Source organism: Rufibacter soli (assembly GCF_054781795.1).
Genome location: NZ_BAAGTS010000001.1, coordinates 250,932 through 271,667, shown reverse-complemented (window position 1 = coordinate 271,667; position 20,736 = coordinate 250,932). Strand labels below are relative to the sequence as shown.

At 52.9% G+C, this 20,736-nt stretch carries 19 protein-coding genes; 14 read left to right on the top strand and 5 right to left on the bottom strand.

Features of this window, described 5'->3' with window-relative positions:
* Window positions 1-6 precede the first annotated feature (6 nt).
* Window positions 7-1,266: a transcription termination factor NusA gene (nusA, locus tag ACYVJQ_RS01145; RefSeq protein ID WP_048921923.1), complete on the top strand. Its 1,260-nt coding sequence runs from the start codon at window positions 7-9 to the stop codon at window positions 1,264-1,266.
* 170 nt (window positions 1,267-1,436) lie between these two features.
* Complete coding sequence (gene infB / locus ACYVJQ_RS01140) at window positions 1,437-4,676, top strand: translation initiation factor IF-2 (protein ID WP_460891229.1); 3,240 nt, start codon at window positions 1,437-1,439, stop codon at window positions 4,674-4,676.
* A gap of 892 nt (window positions 4,677-5,568) precedes the next feature.
* Here the strand turns inward: infB and ACYVJQ_RS01135 are convergent.
* Window positions 5,569-5,988 carry a hypothetical protein gene (locus tag ACYVJQ_RS01135; RefSeq protein ID WP_460891228.1) on the bottom strand — a complete coding sequence of 140 codons (420 nt, stop codon included), beginning with the start codon at window positions 5,986-5,988 and terminating at the stop codon, window positions 5,569-5,571.
* Between the two features lie 232 nt (window positions 5,989-6,220).
* Between ACYVJQ_RS01135 and ACYVJQ_RS01130 the strand changes: the two genes are divergently transcribed.
* From ACYVJQ_RS01130 to ACYVJQ_RS01100, 7 genes are all read left to right on the top strand, one after another.
* A complete protein-coding gene (locus ACYVJQ_RS01130; RefSeq protein WP_460891227.1) occupies window positions 6,221-7,003 on the top strand; it encodes an enoyl-CoA hydratase/isomerase family protein in 783 nt (260 codons plus the stop codon).
* A gap of 140 nt (window positions 7,004-7,143) precedes the next feature.
* Window positions 7,144-8,643 (top strand): lipopolysaccharide biosynthesis protein, encoded by a 1,500-nt coding sequence (locus ACYVJQ_RS01125; RefSeq protein WP_460891226.1) that lies wholly within the window; start codon window positions 7,144-7,146, stop codon window positions 8,641-8,643.
* Between the two features lie 19 nt (window positions 8,644-8,662).
* Window positions 8,663-9,109, top strand: coding sequence for a dUTP diphosphatase (gene dut / locus ACYVJQ_RS01120; protein ID WP_460891225.1), 447 nt, complete (start codon window positions 8,663-8,665; stop codon window positions 9,107-9,109).
* Window positions 9,110-9,229: 120 nt separating this feature from the next.
* The gene (locus ACYVJQ_RS01115; protein WP_460891224.1) at window positions 9,230-10,237 is read left to right on the top strand and encodes a sugar phosphate nucleotidyltransferase; all 1,008 of its coding nucleotides are present in this window, start codon (window positions 9,230-9,232) and stop codon (window positions 10,235-10,237) included.
* 17 nt (window positions 10,238-10,254) lie between these two features.
* Entirely contained in the window at window positions 10,255-12,006 is a 1,752-nt protein-coding gene (locus ACYVJQ_RS01110) for a tetratricopeptide repeat protein (RefSeq protein WP_460891223.1), read from the top strand.
* A complete protein-coding gene (locus tag ACYVJQ_RS01105; RefSeq protein WP_460891222.1) occupies window positions 11,999-12,760 on the top strand; it encodes a DUF4292 domain-containing protein in 762 nt (253 codons plus the stop codon). Before ACYVJQ_RS01110 ends, ACYVJQ_RS01105 begins: the two co-directional genes overlap by 8 nt.
* Window positions 12,747-14,129, top strand: a complete 1,383-nt coding sequence (locus ACYVJQ_RS01100) for a murein hydrolase activator EnvC family protein (RefSeq protein WP_460891221.1) — start codon at window positions 12,747-12,749, stop codon at window positions 14,127-14,129. The genes ACYVJQ_RS01105 and ACYVJQ_RS01100 overlap by 14 nt, the downstream gene beginning before the upstream one ends.
* A 285-nt stretch (window positions 14,130-14,414) precedes the next feature.
* Here ACYVJQ_RS01100 and ACYVJQ_RS01095 read toward each other — a convergent pair whose 3' ends face one another.
* The 4 genes from ACYVJQ_RS01095 to ACYVJQ_RS01080 form a co-directional block, all read right to left on the bottom strand.
* Window positions 14,415-15,134 (bottom strand): SAM-dependent methyltransferase, encoded by a 720-nt coding sequence (locus ACYVJQ_RS01095; protein WP_460891220.1) that lies wholly within the window; start codon window positions 15,132-15,134, stop codon window positions 14,415-14,417.
* 68 nt (window positions 15,135-15,202) lie between these two features.
* On the bottom strand, window positions 15,203-15,970 hold the full coding sequence (locus tag ACYVJQ_RS01090; RefSeq protein WP_460891219.1) for an alpha/beta fold hydrolase: 768 nt from the start codon (window positions 15,968-15,970) through the stop codon (window positions 15,203-15,205).
* 39 nt (window positions 15,971-16,009) lie between these two features.
* A complete protein-coding gene (locus ACYVJQ_RS01085; protein WP_460891218.1) occupies window positions 16,010-16,579 on the bottom strand; it encodes a hypothetical protein in 570 nt (189 codons plus the stop codon).
* A 67-nt stretch (window positions 16,580-16,646) separates the two neighbouring features.
* Window positions 16,647-17,363, bottom strand: a complete 717-nt coding sequence (locus tag ACYVJQ_RS01080) for a pyridoxine 5'-phosphate synthase (RefSeq protein WP_460891217.1) — start codon at window positions 17,361-17,363, stop codon at window positions 16,647-16,649.
* Window positions 17,364-17,480: 117 nt separating this feature from the next.
* Here ACYVJQ_RS01080 and ACYVJQ_RS01075 point away from each other — a divergent pair, with 117 nt between their 5' ends.
* From ACYVJQ_RS01075 to ACYVJQ_RS01055, 5 genes are all read left to right on the top strand, one after another.
* On the top strand, window positions 17,481-17,942 hold the full coding sequence (locus ACYVJQ_RS01075) for a GatB/YqeY domain-containing protein (protein WP_460891216.1): 462 nt from the start codon (window positions 17,481-17,483) through the stop codon (window positions 17,940-17,942).
* A gap of 13 nt (window positions 17,943-17,955) precedes the next feature.
* Complete coding sequence (locus ACYVJQ_RS01070) at window positions 17,956-18,465, top strand: CvpA family protein (protein WP_460891215.1); 510 nt, start codon at window positions 17,956-17,958, stop codon at window positions 18,463-18,465.
* Window positions 18,466-18,654: 189 nt separating this feature from the next.
* A complete protein-coding gene (locus ACYVJQ_RS01065) occupies window positions 18,655-19,227 on the top strand; it encodes an anthranilate synthase component II (RefSeq protein ID WP_460891214.1) in 573 nt (190 codons plus the stop codon).
* Between the two features lie 38 nt (window positions 19,228-19,265).
* Window positions 19,266-20,030: an alpha/beta fold hydrolase gene (locus ACYVJQ_RS01060; RefSeq protein WP_460891213.1), complete on the top strand. Its 765-nt coding sequence runs from the start codon at window positions 19,266-19,268 to the stop codon at window positions 20,028-20,030.
* The gene (locus tag ACYVJQ_RS01055) at window positions 20,027-20,692 is read left to right on the top strand and encodes a CBS domain-containing protein (protein ID WP_460891212.1); all 666 of its coding nucleotides are present in this window, start codon (window positions 20,027-20,029) and stop codon (window positions 20,690-20,692) included. Before ACYVJQ_RS01060 ends, ACYVJQ_RS01055 begins: the two co-directional genes overlap by 4 nt.
* The last annotated feature ends 44 nt before the right edge of the window (window positions 20,693-20,736 follow it).

Here is a 20,736-nt window from a genome sequence, read left to right as displayed (position 1 = left end):
AAAGACATGGATAGTTCAATATTAATCGAATCATTTGCGGAGTTCGCCAAATTCAAGAACATTGACCGCCCTACCATGATGAGGATCCTGGAGGACGTGTTCCGCACTATGATCCGGAAAAAATGGACGACAGATGAGAATTTTGACATCATCCTGAACGTAGAAAAAGGTGACCTGGAAATCTGGCGTAACCGCGAGATCGTGGATGATAACTCAGAGGACATCTGGGACGATGACAAGATTCCCTTGTCTGAGGCCCGCAAGATTGAGCCTGACTTTGAGGTAGGTGAAGAGGTTTCTGAGCTGATCAAGCTGGAGGACTTCGGTCGTAGAGCCGTGTTGACTGCCCGCCAGACCTTGATCCAACGCGTGAAAGACCTGGAGAAAGACTTGCTGTACCAGAAATACAAAGACCAGGTAGGGGAGATCATCTCCGGCGAGGTCTATCAGGTATGGAACCGTGAGGTGTTGATCCTGGACTCAGAAGACAACGAGCTTCTGATCCCTAAGTCTGAGCAGATCCCCAAAGACCGTTACCGCAAAGGTGACGTAGTGCGGGCAGTGGTACAACGCGTAGAGATCATCAACGGTAACCCAAAGATCATTCTTTCCCGTACTTCTCCGCAGTTTCTGGAGCGTTTGTTTGAAGGCGAAGTGCCCGAGATCTTTGACGGTTTAATCACCATCAAGAAAATTGTGCGGGAGCCCGGCGAGCGTGCCAAAGTAGCCGTAGAGTCGTATGATGACCGCATTGACCCAGTAGGGGCCTGCGTGGGCATGAAAGGTTCACGTATCCACACCATTGTGCGGGAGTTAGAGAACGAGAACATTGACGTGATCAACTACACAGACAATATGGAGCTGTACATCCAGCGGGCGTTGAGCCCTGCCAAGATCAGCAGCATCAAGATAAACGAGGAATCTGGACGCGCCTCTGTGTTCCTGAAACCAGACCAGGTATCACTGGCCATTGGTAAAGGCGGGCAGAACATCAAACTTGCCAGCAAGCTGGTAGGTCTTGAGATTGACGTGTTCCGTGAAACCGAAGGGTTTGAAGAGGACATTGACCTGACCGAGTTCTCTGATGAGATTGAGGCCTGGGTGATTGACGAGCTGAAGCGCATTGGTCTGGATACAGCCCGTAGTGTGATGGCCGTCAGCAAGGAGGATTTGGTGCGCAGGACAGAACTGGAAGAAGAAACCGTGGAAGACCTGCTCAACATCATCCGCCAGGAGTTTGATTCAGAAGAAAGCAACAACAACTAGTGGTGCGCTTTATGTGCCGGGTTATTTGATCTGACCGGAAGGATGGGAGCCGTTTTGGGCCTGTTTTCCGGGAATTAGGTTAAAAACGCGAAGTCGTCATGGCCGCCCATCCTTTTCATGAGTAAGAAACAAGTAACTACAAAAAGTAAATCATAACAGCATATTTGAACATGTCAGAAGAAAGAACGATGAGGCTTAAACAGGTAGCAACCACCTTGAACATCAGTACCTCCACGGTAGTGGAGTTCCTGGAGAAAAAGGGGGTTGATGTCGAGAATAAACCTACTTCAAAAATTACCCCGGAGCAGTTCAATATGCTGTCGAAAGAATTTGCTTCCTCTATGCAGGCCAAGGCCGAGGCGGCAGAGCTGAACATCCCCGGGAAAAAGCCCGCTGAGGTTGAGCCGAAGGCTGAGCCTAAGCGTCAGCAAGAGCCCGAGCAGGAGATGCTCATCAAGTCTAACCAGGTGAGACCACAGGCCGAGGCGCCTAAGCCAGCAGCCCCGGCAGCACCTGCCACGCCAGAACCCGCCCCGGTAGCGGCTTCTTTGCCTGGCATTAAAGTGCTAGGCAAAATTGAATTGGACGCCAAAGGCAGACCGGTTCCGGCAAAACCTGCTCCTGCAGCAGAAGCGCCAGCCCCGGCTCCGGTGGCAGCTGCTCCAGCGCCCGAAGCAAAAGCTCCTGAGGCGAAAGCGCCAGAGGCCCCGGTTGCTCCGGCAAAACCAGTAGAGGCCCCTGCGGCAGAAAAGCCGGTTACTCCGGCTCCCGCTCAGCCAGCTCCGGCAGCTGCTCCTGTAGCAGAAGCCAAAGCCCCAGAGGCGAAAGCGCCTGAGGCTCCTGCAGCTGCTGCTCCGGTAACTCCGGCCGCGCCAGCTCAACCAGCGGCTCCGGCACCTGCCCCTGCGGCAGAAGCCCCTAAGGCAGCTGCTCCGGCTCCGGAAGTTCCTGCGGCTGCACCAGTTGCTTCGGCTCCAGCCGCCGCCGCTCCGGCAGCGCAGGCCCCAGAGGCCTCTGCAGAGCCAGAAGTACCACAAGAAACCATCAAAGCACAGGCAGATCAGCTGAAAGGCTTAACTGTATTAGGTAAAATAGAATTGCCGGTAAGCGGCGGCCGTGGCAAAGGCGGTAAGCCGGTAGCCTCCTCAGATGAGCGCCGTCGTGGAAACCAACCAGGTGCCCCAGGCCAACCTGGCCAGGGCCAAGGCGGAGACAAGAAAAAACGCAAGCGCATTGAGGTGCCTAAACCAGGTACCCCAGGTGCCGGCGCTGCCAACCCTAACCAACCACAGGCGCACCGCGCCGGTGACAGGGCTACCAGCACCCGTCCATTGGGAACCGGCCAGGCGGCTAACCGTCAAGGCGGTGCCAGCGGACCAGGCGGCCCACGTCCAGGTGGCGGTGGCTACCAGGGAAATCGTCCGGCGGGTGGCCCAGGCCAGCGACCAGGAGGACCGGGCCAGCGTCCGGGAGGCCCATCGGCCCCTCGTGCTGAGTTAACGGATAAAGAAATCCAGGATCAGATTAAAGCAACACTGGCTCGTTTGAGCGGTGGTAAGGGTGGTAACCAAGGAAATCGCGCCAAGTACCGCCGTGAGAAACGTTCTGCCGTGGCAGATGCCGCTGATGAGCGTAGAGCACAGGAGCAGCTGGAGTCTAAGATTCTACGCGTAACCGAGTTCGTGTCTGCCAATGACCTGGCCGCCCTCATGGATGTGAGCGTGAACGAGGTGATCAAGACCTGTATGAACCTAGGCATGTTCGTGTCTATCAACCAGCGTCTGGATGCCGAGGCGATCACCATCATTGCCGATGAGTTTGGCTATGACATTCAGTTTGCCACTACCGAAGACGAGGAGAACATTGGTATTGAGGAAGAGGATGCTGAAGAAGATCTGAAGCCACGTGCGCCAATTGTAACTATCATGGGTCACGTTGACCACGGTAAAACCTCTTTGCTGGATTATATCAGAAGAACCAAGGTAACAGCCGGTGAGGCCGGGGGTATTACCCAGCACATTGGCGCCTACCAGGTAACCACAGATGCGGGTAAAGACATCACCTTCCTGGATACACCTGGTCACGAGGCCTTTACCGCCATGCGTGCCCGTGGTGCCAAGGTAACGGACGTAGTTATCATTGTGGTAGCCGCTGACGACAGCGTAATGCCGCAGACCAAAGAGGCCTTGAACCACGCGCAAGCGGCCGGTTCGCCTATTGTGATTGCCATTAACAAAGTAGATAAGCCTACGGCTAACCCAGACAAGATCCGCGAGGAACTGGCCCAGTTAAACGTATTGGTGGAAGAGTGGGGTGGTAAATACCAATCTCAGGAAATCTCTGCTAAGACCGGACAAGGCATTGACGAACTTCTGGAGAAAGTATTGCTGGAAGCCGAATTACTGGATCTGAAAGCCAACCCAGATCGCCGTGCCGTGGGTACCGTGATTGAAGCTGCCTTGGATAAAGGCCGTGGGTACGTAGCCACCGTGCTGGTACAGACCGGAACCCTGTCTATTGGGGACATTCTGGTAGCCGGTTCGCACTACGGCCGTGTGAAAGCCATGACCGACGTGTTGGGCAGACGTCACAAGACCGCCGGACCTTCCATGCCAATTCAGGTATTAGGTATTGACGGTGCGCCGCAGGCCGGTGACAAGTTCCAGGTGATGGAGACGGAGCGTGAAGCCCGTGAGATTGCCGTAGGACGTCAGCAGTTGCAGCGTGAGCAGAGCATGCGTACCAAGAAACACATTACCCTGGATGAGATCGGTCGTCGTTTGGCCATCGGTACTTTCAAGGAACTGAATGTGATTGTACGTGGTGACGTGGATGGTTCTGTAGAGGCACTTTCTGACTCCTTACTGAAACTGTCTACCGAAGAGGTACAGGTGAACATCCTGTCCAAAGGCGTAGGTCAAATCTCCGAGACAGACGTTATGCTGGCTTCGGCCTCAGACGCCATCATCATCGGTTTCCAGGTTCGTCCATCCGCGAGTGCGCGTAAGTTGGCAGAGAATGAGCAGATTGACATCAGGCTGTACTCTATCATCTACAACGCCATCAATGAGGTGAAAGACGCCATGGAAGGCATGTTGGCCCCAACCGTACAAGAAGTGGTAGTCGCCAACGTAGAGGTACGCGAGGTGTTCAAGATCACGAAAGTGGGTACTATTGCGGGTTGTATGGTTACAGACGGTACCATTACCAGAAACTCTAAAATTAGAGTGGTGCGCGATGGTATTGTGGTTCACTCCGGTGATATCCTGGCCTTGAAACGCTTTAAAGATGATGCCTCTGAAGTACGCCAAGGCTACGAGTGTGGTGTCAGCATTAAGAACTTCAATGACCTGAACCAAGGTGATATCATTGAAGCATACGAAGAGCGTGAGATTAAGCGTACGCTGTAAGCAGCTGTCGTTTTAGAATACGTGTTATAATGAAGGCCTCTCCTGCAAAGGAGGGGCCTTCTGTTTTGAGGGTGTTTTTGGGAAAATAGGCTTGAAACAGGTGTTTTATGGTTTTTCGTTGCTTTCGTTGTTTTTAGTATTTGTGGCCATTGTTTGTTCGCCGTTGTTAGTGTTGTTGTTCGCCGTAGTTGGTAGTCTTAGCAACGACTTAGACTGCCGGTCCGTTTGACATTTAGCCATTACTGTCCATTTCCTTTCCTGCCAAGCCTCCAGGCTGGAGTGGCGGCCTGCCCGCGTCTGTCACTTTTCTCCTTGATGAGAAAAGTAACCAAAAGAATCAAGAAGCCCCGAACTCGCTGACGCTCAGACAGGCGGGGCTTCCTTTCATTACCACCAGGTAAAAGCCTTCTGCTGCGTAGGGAACTTAGGCCCCTGCCAATTGATTAGCCGCTGCTTGCCCCTACCCATGCTTCGGGCTACGCGGTAGCGGCCCTCCGCAAGGTCCGGGGCACATGGGCCTATCGGTGATTGGATTGTTGCAAGGCCTTAATCACCCTGAAGGGAGGATTGGGGAAAGAGTTTGAAGGTACTGAGGACTCTACTCAGAAGACCTCGTAGCGTGCGCAGCTCCTACGAGTGTCTGTGCCAAAGGCCTTAACCTAGGCAGTAAGGTATAAAACACGTTTGTGTAGGGACAGGGCTTGACCTGTCCGTGTCTCCAGCTGCATTAGGCCTTTTTTCTCTAAGAATTCTAGTAACCCGTTTGGAGGCTACGCATCTTTGTTAAAAGCAACCAAAAGGCTGTCAGGAACTTTAATCGCTTAGCCACAAAAAACAAAATCCCCTTGCATATTCTGCAAGGGGATTTTGGGTAGTAAAAAGTAATGGGATGTTAAAAGATCAGAAACTTGCGTTCGCGTTTGTTCAGGGTCTGCTGGTAAATGCGGCCATCTGGGTTGTCCTGGTCAATTAACCTTTTTGATTTTTTAGGTTGCGCCCGTTTGGGAACAGACTTCGTCTTGTATTCTTTGATAGTAAAGCGGCCTACCCCGGTGTCAAACTTAGTGTCTGGCATGGAGTACGCGGCACCTGATGTCATGCCGCCACTGGTTTTAGCAGAGGCAATGGCTTTCTGCTTTTCAAGCAGCATTTGGCGGTCTGCGTTACCAGTCGCTACTTCCCCTTTCTTAATGCCGTCGGGACCAAGGCTGCCTTTTGCTTTTCTGGGCTTTTGAGCCATGGCTTCAGGAGCAGTGGCTCCCAACAGGAACAGCGCCATCACAAAAGCCGCATATCTAAAAACTGTGATCATAAAAGTAAGAGGAGATTTTGAATATGTTCTGTAACGAGAAAGTAAGGGCAACTGTTCCGAAAGAGAAGGCTAATATTGAAATATATTTTATACTTTCCTAAGTTTTGAAGCGGAAATGATGCCTAAGTCAGGTATTTTTCTGGGGTAGGGACCCAAGGGGATATTCTGTGTGGATTTCTTTATATTTGCGCCTTCTGGTTTGTACCCGTTACGTACGTTTAGAAAAGAAAATATGACCCATTATAATAACCTTCTGCTTGAGAATAAGGGCGGTATTTTATTTATCACGGTAAATCGTCCTAACAAGATGAATGCCCTTAACATTGAGACGGTAAAGGAAATAAATACCGCCATGCAAGGGGTGTACGATGATGCCGAGGTGCGGGGGGTTATCTTGACCGGAAGCGGTGAGAAAGCCTTTGTGGCCGGGGCAGACATTGCCGAGATTGCGGAGTTGAACGAGGTGAACGGCCGTCGCTTTGCTGAGCGCGGGCAAGACGTTTTCTCCATGATAGAGGAGTGCCCCAAACCGGTGATTGCCGCGGTGAACGGATTCGCGTTGGGCGGGGGCTGCGAGTTGGCCATGGCCTGCCACATACGGGTAGCCAGTGAAAACGCCCGCTTCGGGCAGCCCGAGGTGAACCTGGGGATCATACCCGGGTACGGCGGAACCCAACGCCTGACCCAACTGGTAGGCAAAGGCAAGGCCATGGAACTGATGATGACCGGCGACATGGTTTCTGCCAACGAGGCCTTAGAGATTGGCTTGGTCAACCACGTAACGCAAGCCGTAGACCTCATGCCGAAGTGTTTGGAGATCATGGAGAAGATCATCAGCAAAGCCCCTATTGCGGTAGGCATGATTGTAGACTGCGTGAATGCTTGGTATGACAAGGAAGAGCACGGCTACCAGACGGAGGCCAACTCTTTCAGCCGGTGCTGCGGGTCTGAAGATTTCAAGGAAGGGACCGCCGCGTTCCTGGAAAAGCGTAAGCCTGAGTTTAAAGGCGAGTAATTCCCATTTGTCTCTTATTCCTATACATGACCTGTCTGCTCCCGTTTTGGGCCCGTTTTTGAGAAAACAGGCCCAAAACGGGAGTTATGCTGCCTAAGCACCAGGTAATTTTTCTGTTTAATTTCTGTGAATAGCCTTCTATGAGTATTGCGAAAAAGCTAGTGGGGCAGACGGCGGCGTATGGCTTGAGCAGCATTGTGGGCCGGGCGCTTAACTATCTTCTGGTGCCTCTGTACACCGGCGTTTTTGCGCCGGAAGAATACGGCGTGGTGACCAAACTTTACGCCATTGTGGCGTTCCTGAACATTGTGTACACCTACGGCATGGAGACCGCCTTCTTCAGGTTTGCCAATAAACCAGGCGTGGACCGGCGCGCGCTCTACCACAAGGTGCAAACCCTCATTATCACCTCTAGCCTTGTCTTGACCGCCGCCTTTGTCCTGAATGCTTCACCTATAGCCGCCGCGTTAGGGTACCCTGGCAAAGAGAAATACATCATTTGGTTAGCCATCACCATGGCGGTAGATGCCATCTCGGCCATTCCGTTTGCGCGGTTGCGCCTGGAGAACAAGGCGGCCCGGTTTGCCATTATCCGGCTCACCAACATCTTTCTGGTTATAGGCGGTAACCTGTTTTTCCTGCTTTTTTGCCGGCAGGTGTATGACGGCAAGTACCTGACAGAATTGCAGCCTATAGTGGCGGCCATCTATGACCCTGAGATGGGGGTAGGCTATATCTTCCTGGTGAACATGGTGGCTAATCTCCTGTTTATTCCCATGCTCTGGCGTGAGTTCTCAGATTTTAAGTTCCGGCTGGAATTAAAGGAGATGTGGCCTATGCTGGTGTATGCCTTTCCTATTCTAGTGATGGGCCTGGCCGGCGCTACCAATGAGATGCTGTCCAGGTTAATGCTGGAAGATTGGCTTCCCCAGAACTTTTACCCAGGGGTAAGCAATGAGAAGGCGCTGGGTATCTTTGGCGCCAACTACAAGCTGGCCATCATGATGAGTTTGATGATTCAGGCGTTCCGGTATTCGGCAGAGCCGTTCTTCTTCTCGCAGGCCCAGGAGAAAAACTCGCCGGCCACGTTTGCCGTGGTCATGCGCTGGTTTGTGATTGTCTGTGCGTTGGCGTATCTGGGCATCAGTGCCAACCTTGATATTTTCCAGTATTTTCTAGGGCAGAAAGCCTACCGCACGGGTATGGAGGTGGTGCCGGTGCTGTTATTGGCTTATCTGTTCAACGGTGTATATTATAACCTCACGGTCTGGTTTAAGCTCACCGACAAGACGCATTACGGCACGTACATCACCATCTTTGGGGCCATCGTGACGGTAGCGGCTAATTTCCTGCTTATACCGGTGCTGGGGTACATGGGCAGCGCAATTGCGGCGTTCTTGTGTTATTTTACCATGTCTGTGGTGTGCTACCTGATAGGGCAGAAGTATTTTCCGGTGCCCTACCCGCTTATGGCTATCTTTGGTTACCTGGGGCTGGCCACGGTCCTTATCTGGTTGGCCAATGTGGTAGAGATTGACAGTTTCTGGCTGGGGAATGCCTACCACATAGGGCTTTGCCTGGTGTTTCTGGCCGTGGTCTGGGTGGTAGAGAAGCCGCAGATCAAGGGAACAAATAGATAATTGACTATATTAGCTTTCTATGAATACCACTTTACCTGTAAAAGTCATTAATAGTGGCAAGCATGCATTGCCGGCCTATGGAACAGAACACTCCGCGGGGTTAGACCTGCGGGCCAACATTGAGGCGCCCATCACGTTAAAACCTTTGCAGCGGGCACTCATTCCCACGGGCCTCAGCATTGAATTACCAGAAGGCCATGAGGCGCAGATCAGGCCCCGCAGCGGCCTGGCCTATAAGCACGGTATTTCCATTGTGAACAGCCCCGGCACCATAGACGCAGATTACCGCGGTGAGATCAAGGTGTTGCTGGTTAACCTTTCAGATACAGATTTTGTGGTGGAAGACGGGGAGCGCATTGCCCAGATGGTGGTGGCGCGGTATGCCCGTATAGAATGGGAGACGGCCCAGGAGTTAACGGAAACCCAACGCGGCACCGGCGGCTACGGCAGTACCGGAAAACACTAAGAACTTCGGTTTTTACGCTATTTTCCTGAAAACGGCCTTAAATCAGAAATTACCTATATCTAAATTGTGGTCTGGCCGTAGGTAGGCCATACTTAAGCAACCTATATTTAAGATCTACTTATGAGAATCATTGTACCAATGGCCGGCATGGGCAAACGCATGCGTCCGCACACCCTCACTGTTCCTAAGCCACTTATCCCCATTGCAGGCAAACCTATTGTGCAGCGTTTGGTGGAAGACATTGCCAAGGTGTGCCAGGAGCCCATTGAAGAAGTGGCCTTTATCATTGGTAACTTCGGCGAGGAAGTGGAAGCCCGCCTGCTCAAGATTGCCGAGTCTGTTGGGGCAAAAGGTTCTATCCATTACCAGGACCAACCGCTGGGCACAGCCCATGCCATTCTTTGCGCCAAAGACGCGCTTAAAGGCAATGTGGTGGTGGCCTTCGCCGATACCCTGTTCAAAGCCGACTTTACCCTGGACACCTCGGCAGAGGGTACTATCTGGGTGCAGAAAGTGGAAGACCCGCGTCCGTTTGGCGTGGTGAAACTGAATGAGCAGGGCCAGATTACCGAGTTTGTGGAAAAGCCGCAGGAGTTTGTGTCTGACCTGGCCATTATTGGTATCTACTACTTCAAAGACGGCGAGTACCTGCGGGATGAGTTGCAGTACCTGCTAGACAATGACATCAAAGACAAAGGCGAGTACCAACTTACCAACGCCCTGGAGAACATGAAGAGCAAAGGCTCTGTCTTCATCCCGGGCCCTATCTCTGAGTGGCTGGACTGCGGCAACAAGGATGCGACCGTATTCACCAACCAGAGGTACCTGGAGTACATCAAAGACGAGGAGGGCTTGGTGTCCAAATCAGCGAAGATCACCAACTCTGTGATCATTCCGCCGGTGTATCTGGGAGAAAACGTGGTGCTGAACAATTCAGTGGTAGGTCCGCACGTTTCCATAGGGAACAACACCCAGGTGAACGGGGCAGTGGTGAGCAACAGCATTGTGCAGGAAAACAGCAAAATTAATCATGCGCATATCGCTAACTCAATGTTGGGGAATTTCGTTGTATATGAGGGGATTCCAACTGACTTAAGCCTAGGCGATTACAACGTGCTGCGTGGCTAGATAGGGAATAAATTTTTATGTGGAAGAGAGGACTCACGGTAGTGGCCGCTGTGTGCGGGTTGGTGGTAGCCGGAGAAAAAAGCTATGCCCAGTCTGAGCGCAAGAAAGAGAAAAGCACAGTCACCTCGGCTGCGCCTGCCCCTGCGTTAAGCCCGCAAGAGCAGCAACTCAGTGAGTCCTATTTTCTGGAAGGCATGAAGTTCTTCGTGCTGGAAGACTACAACAAGGCCCTGGACCGGTTCCAGCGCGCCTACGCCATCAGCCCAGACAATGCCGGGGTCAACTACAAACTGGCAGAGACCAGCCTGCTCATGGGCAGCGCCCGCGGCGCCCTGCCTTTTGCCAAAGCTGCGGTAGAACTGGAGCCCAAGAACCCCTATTACCACCTGTTGCTGGCCCAGATCTACACCAACCAACAGCAGATAGATGACGCCATAAAGGTGTACGCCCGCCTCACCCAGGAACTACCCAACACCCAGCAATACCTCTTCAACCTCACAGACCTGTACCTGGCCAAAAACCGCCTGGATGATGCCTTGCGCACGTTGAACCAAATTGAGGAAAGCTATGGGCTGGTAGAGGAGATTTCGTTCAAAAAGCAGCAGATTTACCTTAAGCAGAATAACCTGGACAAGGCGCTGCAAGAAGGGGAAAGCCTCATCAAGTCAAACCCAGATGAGGTGCGCTACCTCTTGGCCCAGGCCGAAATACTGGCTGCCAACAAACGGGTGCCCGATGCCGTGAAAGTGGCCGAACAGGCCCTTAAAGTAGACCCCCAGAACGCCTATGGCCGGCTCATGCTAGCAGACCTGCTCCAGCAGCAGGGCAAGGCCGCTGAGGCAGACACCCAACTGGAACTGGCCTTTAAAAACCCGTCCCTGAACATAGATGCCAAGGTGAAGATTCTGGTGGACTACATCAGGCGGTTGCCCAATGAGAAAGTAGCGGGCCAGGCCATTAAGCTGGCCGACCTCACCACCAAGGCGCACCCGCAGGAAGCCAAAGCCTTCGCCGTGGCCGGCGATATCTACGTGAACGCCGACAAGAAACTGCCCGCCCGTGACCATTACCTGAAAGCCGTGGCCCTGGACCCCGGTCATTACAAGATCTGGCAGCAGATTGTGTTTCTGGACGGCGAAATGAACCAGAACGATTCCCTCATCGCCCATTCAGAGCGCGCACTGGAGTTCTTCCCTAATCAGCCTATCTTCTGGTTTTACAACGGCACGGCCCACCTCATCACCAAGAACTACGCCAAGGCGGTTAAGTCATTGGAATATGGTCGCCGGCTGGCCGGTAACAACGCTGACCTGCAGTTGCAGTTCAACCTACAGCTGGGAGACGCCTACCATTCCCTGCAACAGTTTGAGTTGTCTGACCAGGCCTATGAGAATGTACTGGCCATTGATGCTAAAAACCCCCATGCCCTCAACAACTACAGTTATTTCCTGTCTTTGCGGGGGCAGAACCTGGCAAAAGCAAAAGCCATGGCCGGATCATTGGTGGCCCAGTTTCCAGACAACGCCACGTACTTAGATACCTATGCGTGGGTGTTGTATAAAATGAAAGAGTACCAGGAGGCGAAGCGCCTGCTGGAAAAAGCAGTGGCAGTTTCTTCAGATGCCGCTATTATTGAGCACTACGGGGACGTACTCTACCAATTGGGCCAGCGGGACCTGGCCCTCAAGCAGTGGGTGCGGGCCAACCAGGTGGGCGGTGCCTCTGAAGGCATCAGCAAAAAGATAAAAGACAAGAAACTATATGAGTAGTAGCAGATACGTATGCGCGTTAGGGTTAAGTTTATTGGTGTTGGTAGGTTGTCAGAGAAAGGCGGTGCCGAGTGCCTCTGGCGCGGTGGCCCCAGAGAACATGAACAACGTCAACGTGGTCAACACAGACTATACCTATTTCACGGCAAAGGGTAAGCTGCAGAGTGAGCACAGCAACCTAAGCGCGAACCTCACCATACGTATGAAGAAAAACGAGGTCATCTGGGCCTCGGTACAGGCCTTCGGGTTTGAGGCTGCCCGCCTCAAGGTCACGCCAGACTCAGTGTACATTGTCAATAGACTCAAAGAGGAATACCTGATAGGTTCTTATGAGGTGCTGCGCCAACGGTATAATGTAGACGTAGATTTCAACACGCTGCAGGAAATCCTGATCGGGAATTTTGTGCCCGGAGACCCAAGCAAGATCAAGCTGGAAAAAGACGGGCCCATGCAGCACGTACGCACCCTGCGTACCAACCTGCAGCTAGACCAGTTTGTAGATACCACCCGCTATAAATTGAAACGCGCCGAGGTACGCAACCTGCAGACCAAAGACTATATGTCTGTAGATTACCAGGATTTTGAAGACGTGAACGGCAAACCGTTTGCCATGGCGCTGCTGCTTTCTATCCAGCAGCCAGAGGGCAATACAGCCAAGACCACGGTGGTGGCAGTGAAGCACCGGCAGGTTTCCACCTCAGATACTTCCCTGGATTTTCCTTTTTCAGTACCTTCACAGCATGAACGTAAATAGGGCGGGGGTACTTTATCTTTTTTTATTCTTTTTCTTGATTGGATTCTATTCTGCCAACGCGCAGCAAAAGAAGACCACCCGTACCCCGTCCAAAACATCTTCAAAAACAAAAAAAGCGCCGGTAAAAAGCAAAGCGCAGCTGGAGCGCGAGAAAAACGCCAATCTAAAGCGTATTCAGGAGGCTAACCGTATTTTGGCCCAGACCGCCCAGAAAAAGCAGGCCTCCTTGGGTCAGTTGAACGTGATCAAAGAAAAGATCACGGTGCAGAAAGGCGTCATCAAAAACATTTCCTCAGAGATCGTCTACCTCAACAAAGACCTGAGAACCACAGAAGAAAAGGTAGCCGATACCCAAACAGACCTGGAGCGGCTTAAGAAAGAATATGCCCGCCTGATCTACGCTGCCTCCAAAACGGCCAATAGTTACAACAAACTCATGTTCCTGTTCGCCTCAGATTCCTTTAACCAGATGATGCGGCGCATGCGCTACCTGCGCCATTACACTGAGGCCCGCAAAGAGCAGGCTGCCGCCATTGAGGCCACGCAGAAAAACCTGAGCCAGCACCTGAATACCCTTACCTCACAGAAACAGCAAAAGAAAAGCCTGCTCAACGTGCAGCTGAGCGAGAACAAGAACCTGCTTTCCATGCATGACCAGCAAGACCAGGTGATTCAGCAGCTGAGCATGCAGGAGCAGTCTTTGAAGCAGGAAGTAGAGCAGCGCGAACAGGCCGTGCGGCAGCTGGATAAATTGATTGCCAACATCGTGCGCGAGGAGATAGCCCGGGCTGCCCGCGCCGCGGAGGCCGCCGCCAAAGCCAGAGCCGCCCGGGAAGCCGCCGCCGCAGCTGCCGCAGCCGCAGCTGGTAAGCCAGCCCCGGCCCCAAGCACCGCCAGCGCACCCGCCAAGGCCAGTACCAGCCGGGTAACGCTTACTCCAGAGGGAGAGATTGTCTCGTCTAACTTTGCGGGCAACAAAGGCCGCTTTGCTTGGCCGGTAGAACGGGGTTTCATTTCGCAGCGTTTCGGGCGGCAGGCGCACCCGGTATTGAAAGGCGTGTACGTTCAGAACAACGGGGTCAACATCCAGACGGGGGCCAATGAGAAGGTGAGGGCCATCTTTGGCGGAAAAGTACTCACCATCCAGACTATACCTGGCATGAACAACATTGTGATGGTACAGCACGGCGAGTACTTTACCATCTACGCCAAGCTACGCACCGTAAGCGTGTCTGAAGGGCAGGAAATAAGCGCCAAACAAACCATAGGCACCGTGTACACAGACGCCGAAGGTACCTCTGAACTCCAGTTCCAGATCTGGAAAAACCAGGCCAACCTCAACCCAGAGGGCTGGCTAATCCGGAAATAAAAATTCCTGTTTTGAGGCCGTTTTCTTAAAAACGGCCTCAAAACAGGAGGCTATGGAAAAAGTAAATTCCTTGTAATTATCAATTAATGGCAGCATAGGCTAAGTTGTTGGTAAGAACACTTAACAACACAATACTGATGTTGGCACCTGAACAGTTGGTCTGCCCACATTACCATCAGCTGCCCCTGTTGATAATCGCATTAGCCAGAAAAATTTCTCTGATAAACCTTCCTAAAGCCCGCATTTCTGTTTTGAGCCTGTTTTTTCAAAAACGGCCTTAAAACGCTACCGCTTGTAAATCAGGAACACTGCCGGTTGCTTGTGCAGATCGGGTACCTTGCCTTTCCAGTCGGCCACGCGTAGGGTTTTGATGAATTCTGTGGGGCCCGAGATGTTGGCGGCAATGCAGAGTTTGGTGTCTTTGTTGAGGTGCTGCAACAGGTCGTCTATCATCTGGCGGTTGCGGTACGGCGTCTCCATGAAAATCTGCGTCTGGTCTTTGACGGCCATCTCTTTCTCCAGGTTTTTAAGGGCCCCAATACGGTCGCGCTTCTCAATGGGAAGGTACCCATGGAACGCAAACGACTGCCCGTTAAACCCTGAGGCCATTAATCCCATTAAGATCGCCGAAGGCCCTACCAGTGGCACCACCTTTACCCCGTACTGGTGCGCCAGACGGGCCAGTTCGGCACCGGGGTCTGCCACGCCGGGGCAACCTGCCTCAGAGATGACCCCAGCGTCTTGCCCCGCCAAAAGCGGTTTTAGGGCGGCGGTAAGCTCCGCATCAGAAGAGTTCTTGTCAATGACCGTGATCTGTAGTTCCTCTATGGTTTGGCTGGGGGCAATGGATTTGATGTAGCGGCGCGCCGTGCGGGCATTCTCCACCAGAAAGTATTTCAGTTGCGCCGTCACCTCGGCTACCTGCCGGCAGATCACCTGCTGGGCCGTGTCCTCGGCCAAGACTGTGGGGATTAGAAAAAGCGTGCCTTTGGCCGATGTGCTCATAAAGCTTTGATTTTCTTGTAAAAAAGGAAGGCACCGGTACCCCTGGTGCCTTGAATGGCTGTGGCCTGCTAGGCTTGCAGAAACTCCATAGCCAGGCGGTAAAACTCTGCCGGTTGCTCAGCATGGAGCCAGTGGCCGGCGTTCTCAATGGTTTTAATCTCGGCCGCCGGAAACAGCGCTCTGATGGGGGCCAGGTCCTGGTCTGGTTTGATATAGCGGGAATTGGCGCCGCGCAGGAACAAGACCGGCTTAGTGAAAGGAGTCGCAGACTCCACGGTGCTCAGCACCTGGTCCAGGTTTTTCTCAATGGCGTCCAGGTTCAGGCGCCAGCCAAAGGTATTGTCGTCTTTACGGTAGAGGTTCTTGAGCAGGAACATACGGGTGCCCAGGTCCGGTACCAGCTTGGCCAATTGGTCATCGGCGTCTTGCCGGCTCTGGATGGCGTTAAGGTCTATAGACCGGAAACCCGCCAGAATATCATCATGGTGCGGCGGGTAATATTTAGGGGCGATATCGGCGACCAGTAGTTTGGAGAGCTGGTCTGGGTGCTGCAGCGCGAAGTTCATGGCTACCTTGCCGCCCATGGAGTGGCCTATAACCATGGCGTCCTGCAGTTGGTGCTGCTGAATGAATTCCAGCAGGTCATCGGTCATCAACTGGTAGCTGAAGTCATCTGAGTGCGGCGAGCGACCATGGTTGCGCAGGTCAATCAAAAACACCTGAAAGTGCTCTGAGAATTGCTTGCCCAAGGTCTGCCAGTTATCTAAGGTGCCAAAAAGCCCGTGCAGAATGAGAAGCGGTTGGCCTTGGCCTAAGGTTTTATAGTTTAATTCCATGGAGTTGCGGTGTAATGTAAAGTGCGGGTTAAGGTTGTTTTACAGAAAGCAGGCCCATTTCGTTCTGGTTTGGTACGGCACGCGGGGCCATAGGGCCTTCAAGAGTTCTAAGTCAATTAAGAGCGAGGTTACCTTTACCTGACGGCCGTCTGCCAACGTGAGGGTGAGGTACGCGTAAGAACTCCAGAAAAACCGGCGCGAGGGACTGTGGGTCTCCAGAATATGCCGGATCTGCTGCTGGTTGAGCAGGTAACGGCCGTTTGGCTGCAGCAATAAGGCTGTCTGGGTTTCCTTTTCTAGTTCCAGGGCGTTTTCCCGCTCATGCCGCCAATACTGAAAGTGCAATAAAAGCGTGGGCAGCGCAAAGAGAAACAGCATTACCCCTAACCCAATGGCCAGACCTCTTTCCAGCGACGTTACGGTTTGGTCCCGGGCCAGCAGACTGATCATAGAGCCGCCCAGCCAGGCGCTCAGCAATGACCAGAACACCATCTTAAACTGCCGCATAGGTGACAGGAAAAACACACGCTGCTGCCGGTTAAAGAACTTGGAGAAAAAGCGCACCAGGTAATGTGCCGCAATGACTAGGGCAGTAATCTTAAGCAGCATACCTAGCATAGGCCGCCCGTTTTAAGCCCGGTTTTGAAAAAAGAGGCTGAAACTGAGAATTCCCGCATTAGTAGTTGAGTTGGCGCAGGTATAGCTGAATGGTATTCTCCAGCCCGAAATACAGCGCGTCACAGACTAAGGCGTGGCCAATGGAAACCTCGGCCAGGTTAGGCAACTGCTCTTTGAGGTAGCGCAGGTTGTCCAGGTCCAGGTCATGGCCGGCGTTCAGGCCCAGGTTCAGTTGCTGGGCCAGGCGGGCGGCTTGGGCATAGGGCTTCACGGCTGCCTCGCGGTTGGTGTGGTAGTCATGCGCGTAGGCCTCGGTGTAAAGCTCAATGCGGTCGGTGCCGGTGTGGGCGGCGCCTTCCACTTGGGACTCAACGGGGTCCACGAAGATAGAGGTGCGGATGCCTTCGGCCTTGAATTGGCCAATCACGTCTACCAGAAAGTCTTTGTGCTTTACGGTATCCCAGCCGGCGTTAGAGGTGATGGCATCGGGGGCGTCGGGCACCAGGGTCACCTGCTCGGGTTTTACGGCCAGCACCAGTTTAATGAAGTCTGGGGTGGGGTTTCCTTCTATGTTGAATTCGGTAGTCACCACGGCCTTTAAGTCGTATACATCCTGAAACCGGATGTGGCGCTCGTCTGGGCGGGGGTGCACGGTAATGCCCTGTGCCCCGAACCGCTCGCAGTCCAGAGCGGTTTGCACTACATTTGGCCGGTTGCCGCCGCGTGCATTCCGCAACGTGGCTATTTTATTTATATTTACGCTGAGTTTGGTCATGTACGTCTTGCGTTTATGTTCCTCCTGTACGGGATGGGCAAAGATAAAAGAAACTTGGCGTCACGTAACCATCAGATTTCACACCTAGGGCACGTGCCCTCTATACTACGTAAAACTATGAGCCTGAAAGAAAAAGTTGAAGCCGGAATTAAGCAAGCCATGCTGGCCAAAGATAAAACCCGCCTGCAAGCCCTGCGTGCCATCAAATCACAGATCCTTTTAGCGGAGACTGAGAAAGGTGGGGTAGACGCCCTGGCCCCGGACACTGAGTTGAAACTCCTGACCAAAGCCGCCAAGCAGCGCCGCGAGTCTGCCGAGGTATACCGCACCCAGAGCCGCCCAGACCTGGAGGAAATTGAAATGGCAGAACTGGCCGTGATTGAGGAGTTCCTGCCTAAGCAAATGGACGAAGGAGAATTACGCGAGCGCCTGGTGGAAATTATTCAGCGCGTGGGCGCTTTAGGGCCTTCAGACATGGGCAAGGTAATGGGCGTGGCCTCCCGTGAGCTGGCCGGCCAAGCCGATGGCAGAGCCATTTCCAACGCCGTGAGTGCGCTGTTGAACAACCCTAACGCCTAGTACTTTTAGGAGCGTGACCACTTTTGACCTTTTCCTGCTATTGCCGCTGGCCTACGGGGCCCTGAAAGGATATTTCAAGGGCCTGGTGCTGGAGGTTGCCTCTTTGGCCACGCTCATAATCCTTACGGTCTTCGGGATGAAGCTAGTAGGGCTCTTGACGCCGCCTATCCATGAGTGGCTGGGTGACAACGCCGGGTTCCTGCCGTTTGTGCCCTATCTGCTGGTGTTCATTGGTATTGGGCTGGCAGTGCGCGCACTGGGGATAGTGGTCAAGAAAGGGGTGCATCTTACGCCCTTCGGGGTGCTGGACAATCTGGTGGGCGCGGGAATTGGTGCGGCCAAATGGGCGTTTGCCATCTGCCTGCTGGTGTACTTCGCCAATGCCACCGGCCTGGACACCTCCCTGCAGATAGTAAAGGAGTCTGACGTGTACCCGTTTTACCTGAATGCCGCTCCCGGGGCCTGGGCCTTTGTGCAATGGATCATTCCCTTCGGCCGTGAGGCCCTGGCGTCTTTTGCCTAATCCATGGTTTTGCTCCAGAAACAAGTTTGTGTTTTAGGGCCGTTTTCCAAAAAACGGCCCTAAAACACAAACTTGTTTCTTTTGATGACCAGGTTATTACTTTCTGGTTTTCCTATTTTAGGCCTGTTTTTGGAAAATCGGCTTTAAAACAGGAAATATCTTTTTTCCCTTTCCCTCCGTTTCTGTCCTGTGCTGCTGCTCTTAGATAATTTTGATTCCTTCACTTATAACCTGTTTGACTATTTCAGGCAGCTGGGGGTAGAGGTAGAGGTGCGGCGTAATGATGTGTCTTTGCCAGAGTTGCAGGCGCTTCCGCTGAAAGGCATTGTGCTTTCACCGGGGCCGGGCACGCCCGAGAAGGCCGGTGTGATGCCTCAGGTGATCTCTTACTACCATGACCGTTTGCCTATGCTGGGCATCTGTTTGGGACACCAGGCGCTGGGCCAGTTCTTCGGTGCCAAGGTAGTAAAAGGCCTGCTGCCCATGCATGGCAAAGTCTCCCAGATACACTGCGCGCCAGACCCTATTTTTGAGGGAGTGCCTACGGTCACCGACGTGGTGCGTTACCATTCCTTGGTGGTGGAGGGCGCGCCGGCAGACCTGGTGCCGCTGGCCCAGACCGCCCAAGGAGAGTTGATGGCCTTTAGGCACGTGCACCTGCCCTTGTATGCGCTGCAGTTTCACCCGGAGGCGGCACTTACCCCCTATGGGCTGCAAATGCTCAGAAATTGGGTAAATATTTTTAATATTACATCCCTATAGTTGTTTCTACATACATTTATTACAAGCGATTCTCTCACATGAACTTGGAAATCAAGAAGGAAGGCGGGTTTGAGTACATAGACGAAGGCCAGGGCGAAGTGCTTTTGCTTTTGCATGGTCTGTTTGGGGCGCTTAGTAACTGGCAGGGAGTAGTTTCTTTCTTCCAGAAAAATTACCGGGTGGTCATTCCCCTGATGCCGCTCTATGAAATGCCGTTGCCGCAGGCCAGCGTGCCTGGCCTGGTAGAGTTTGTGGAAGATTTTGTGGCCTATAAAAACTTGTCTAACCTTACGTTATTGGGTAATTCCCTGGGCGGGCACGTGGCGCTGGAGTATACCTTAAAGAACCCAGAACACGTGAGCCGCTTGGTGCTGACCGGTTCTTCGGGGCTTTTTGAAGATTCCATGGGCGGCTCTTTCCCTAAGCGTGGCAACTACGGTTTTGTGAAGGAGCGCGTAGAATACACGTTCTATAACCCGGCCGTGGCCACCAAAGACCTGGTAGACGAGGTGTTTGACATCACCAACAGTAACACCAAGGTGCTGCGTATCATCTCCATTGCCAAAAGTGCGCAGCGCAATAACCTAGGCAAAGACCTGGGCAAGATCCATGCGCCTACCTTGTTGATCTGGGGCCTGAACGATACCATTACCCCACCGGTGGTGGCCCATGAGTTCAACAGGTTGATTCAGCACTCAGAGCTTCATTTCATTGATCACTGCTGCCATGCGCCTATGATGGAACATCCTGAGACCTTTAACAGTATCTTAGAGAGATTCCTGCTAAAGACCGCTGCCGTATGATTGCTGAAGAACTGATAAACCAGATGGTGCCACCGCTCAAACTCTCTGACTCGGGCAAGAAAGCCGTGCAGTGGATGGATGAGTTCCGGCTGAACCAACTGCCCGTGGTGAAGAACCGGAAATACCTGGGCCTGGTGACCGAGGAGAATGTGCTGGACGCCAAGAACCCTGAGTTGATCCTGGAGAACATTCCCTTTGATTTTGAGCACGTGCACGTGCAGCAGAACCAGCACTTCTACAGCGTGATGGAACTGGCCATCAAAAACAAAATACAGGTGGTGCCGGTTCTGGACGAACTGCAGGAGTACCTGGGCGTGATCACGGTCAATGACACCATTGCCGCCTTTGGGCAGATGTCTGCGCTGCAGGGGCAGGGGGGTATTCTGGTGCTCTGCATGAACGAGCGCGATTATTCGCTGAGTGAAATAAGCCGGCTGGTGGAGTCTAACAATGCCAAGATATTGAGTGCGTATGTGTCACCAGATGAACTGGATATCTTTAAGATGAAGCTCACCCTAAAGATAAACACCACAGACCTGGGCCGCATAGTAGCTACCTTGGAGCGGTTCAATTACAAAATCACCGCCCAGTACCATGACGCTCCAACAGACCAGGAAGACCAGGACCGCTTAGACCAGTTGCTACGGTATATCAATATCTGAGGTAACACCTTTGGTTGCCTTTGCCTGCAGAAGACGCCTTCACT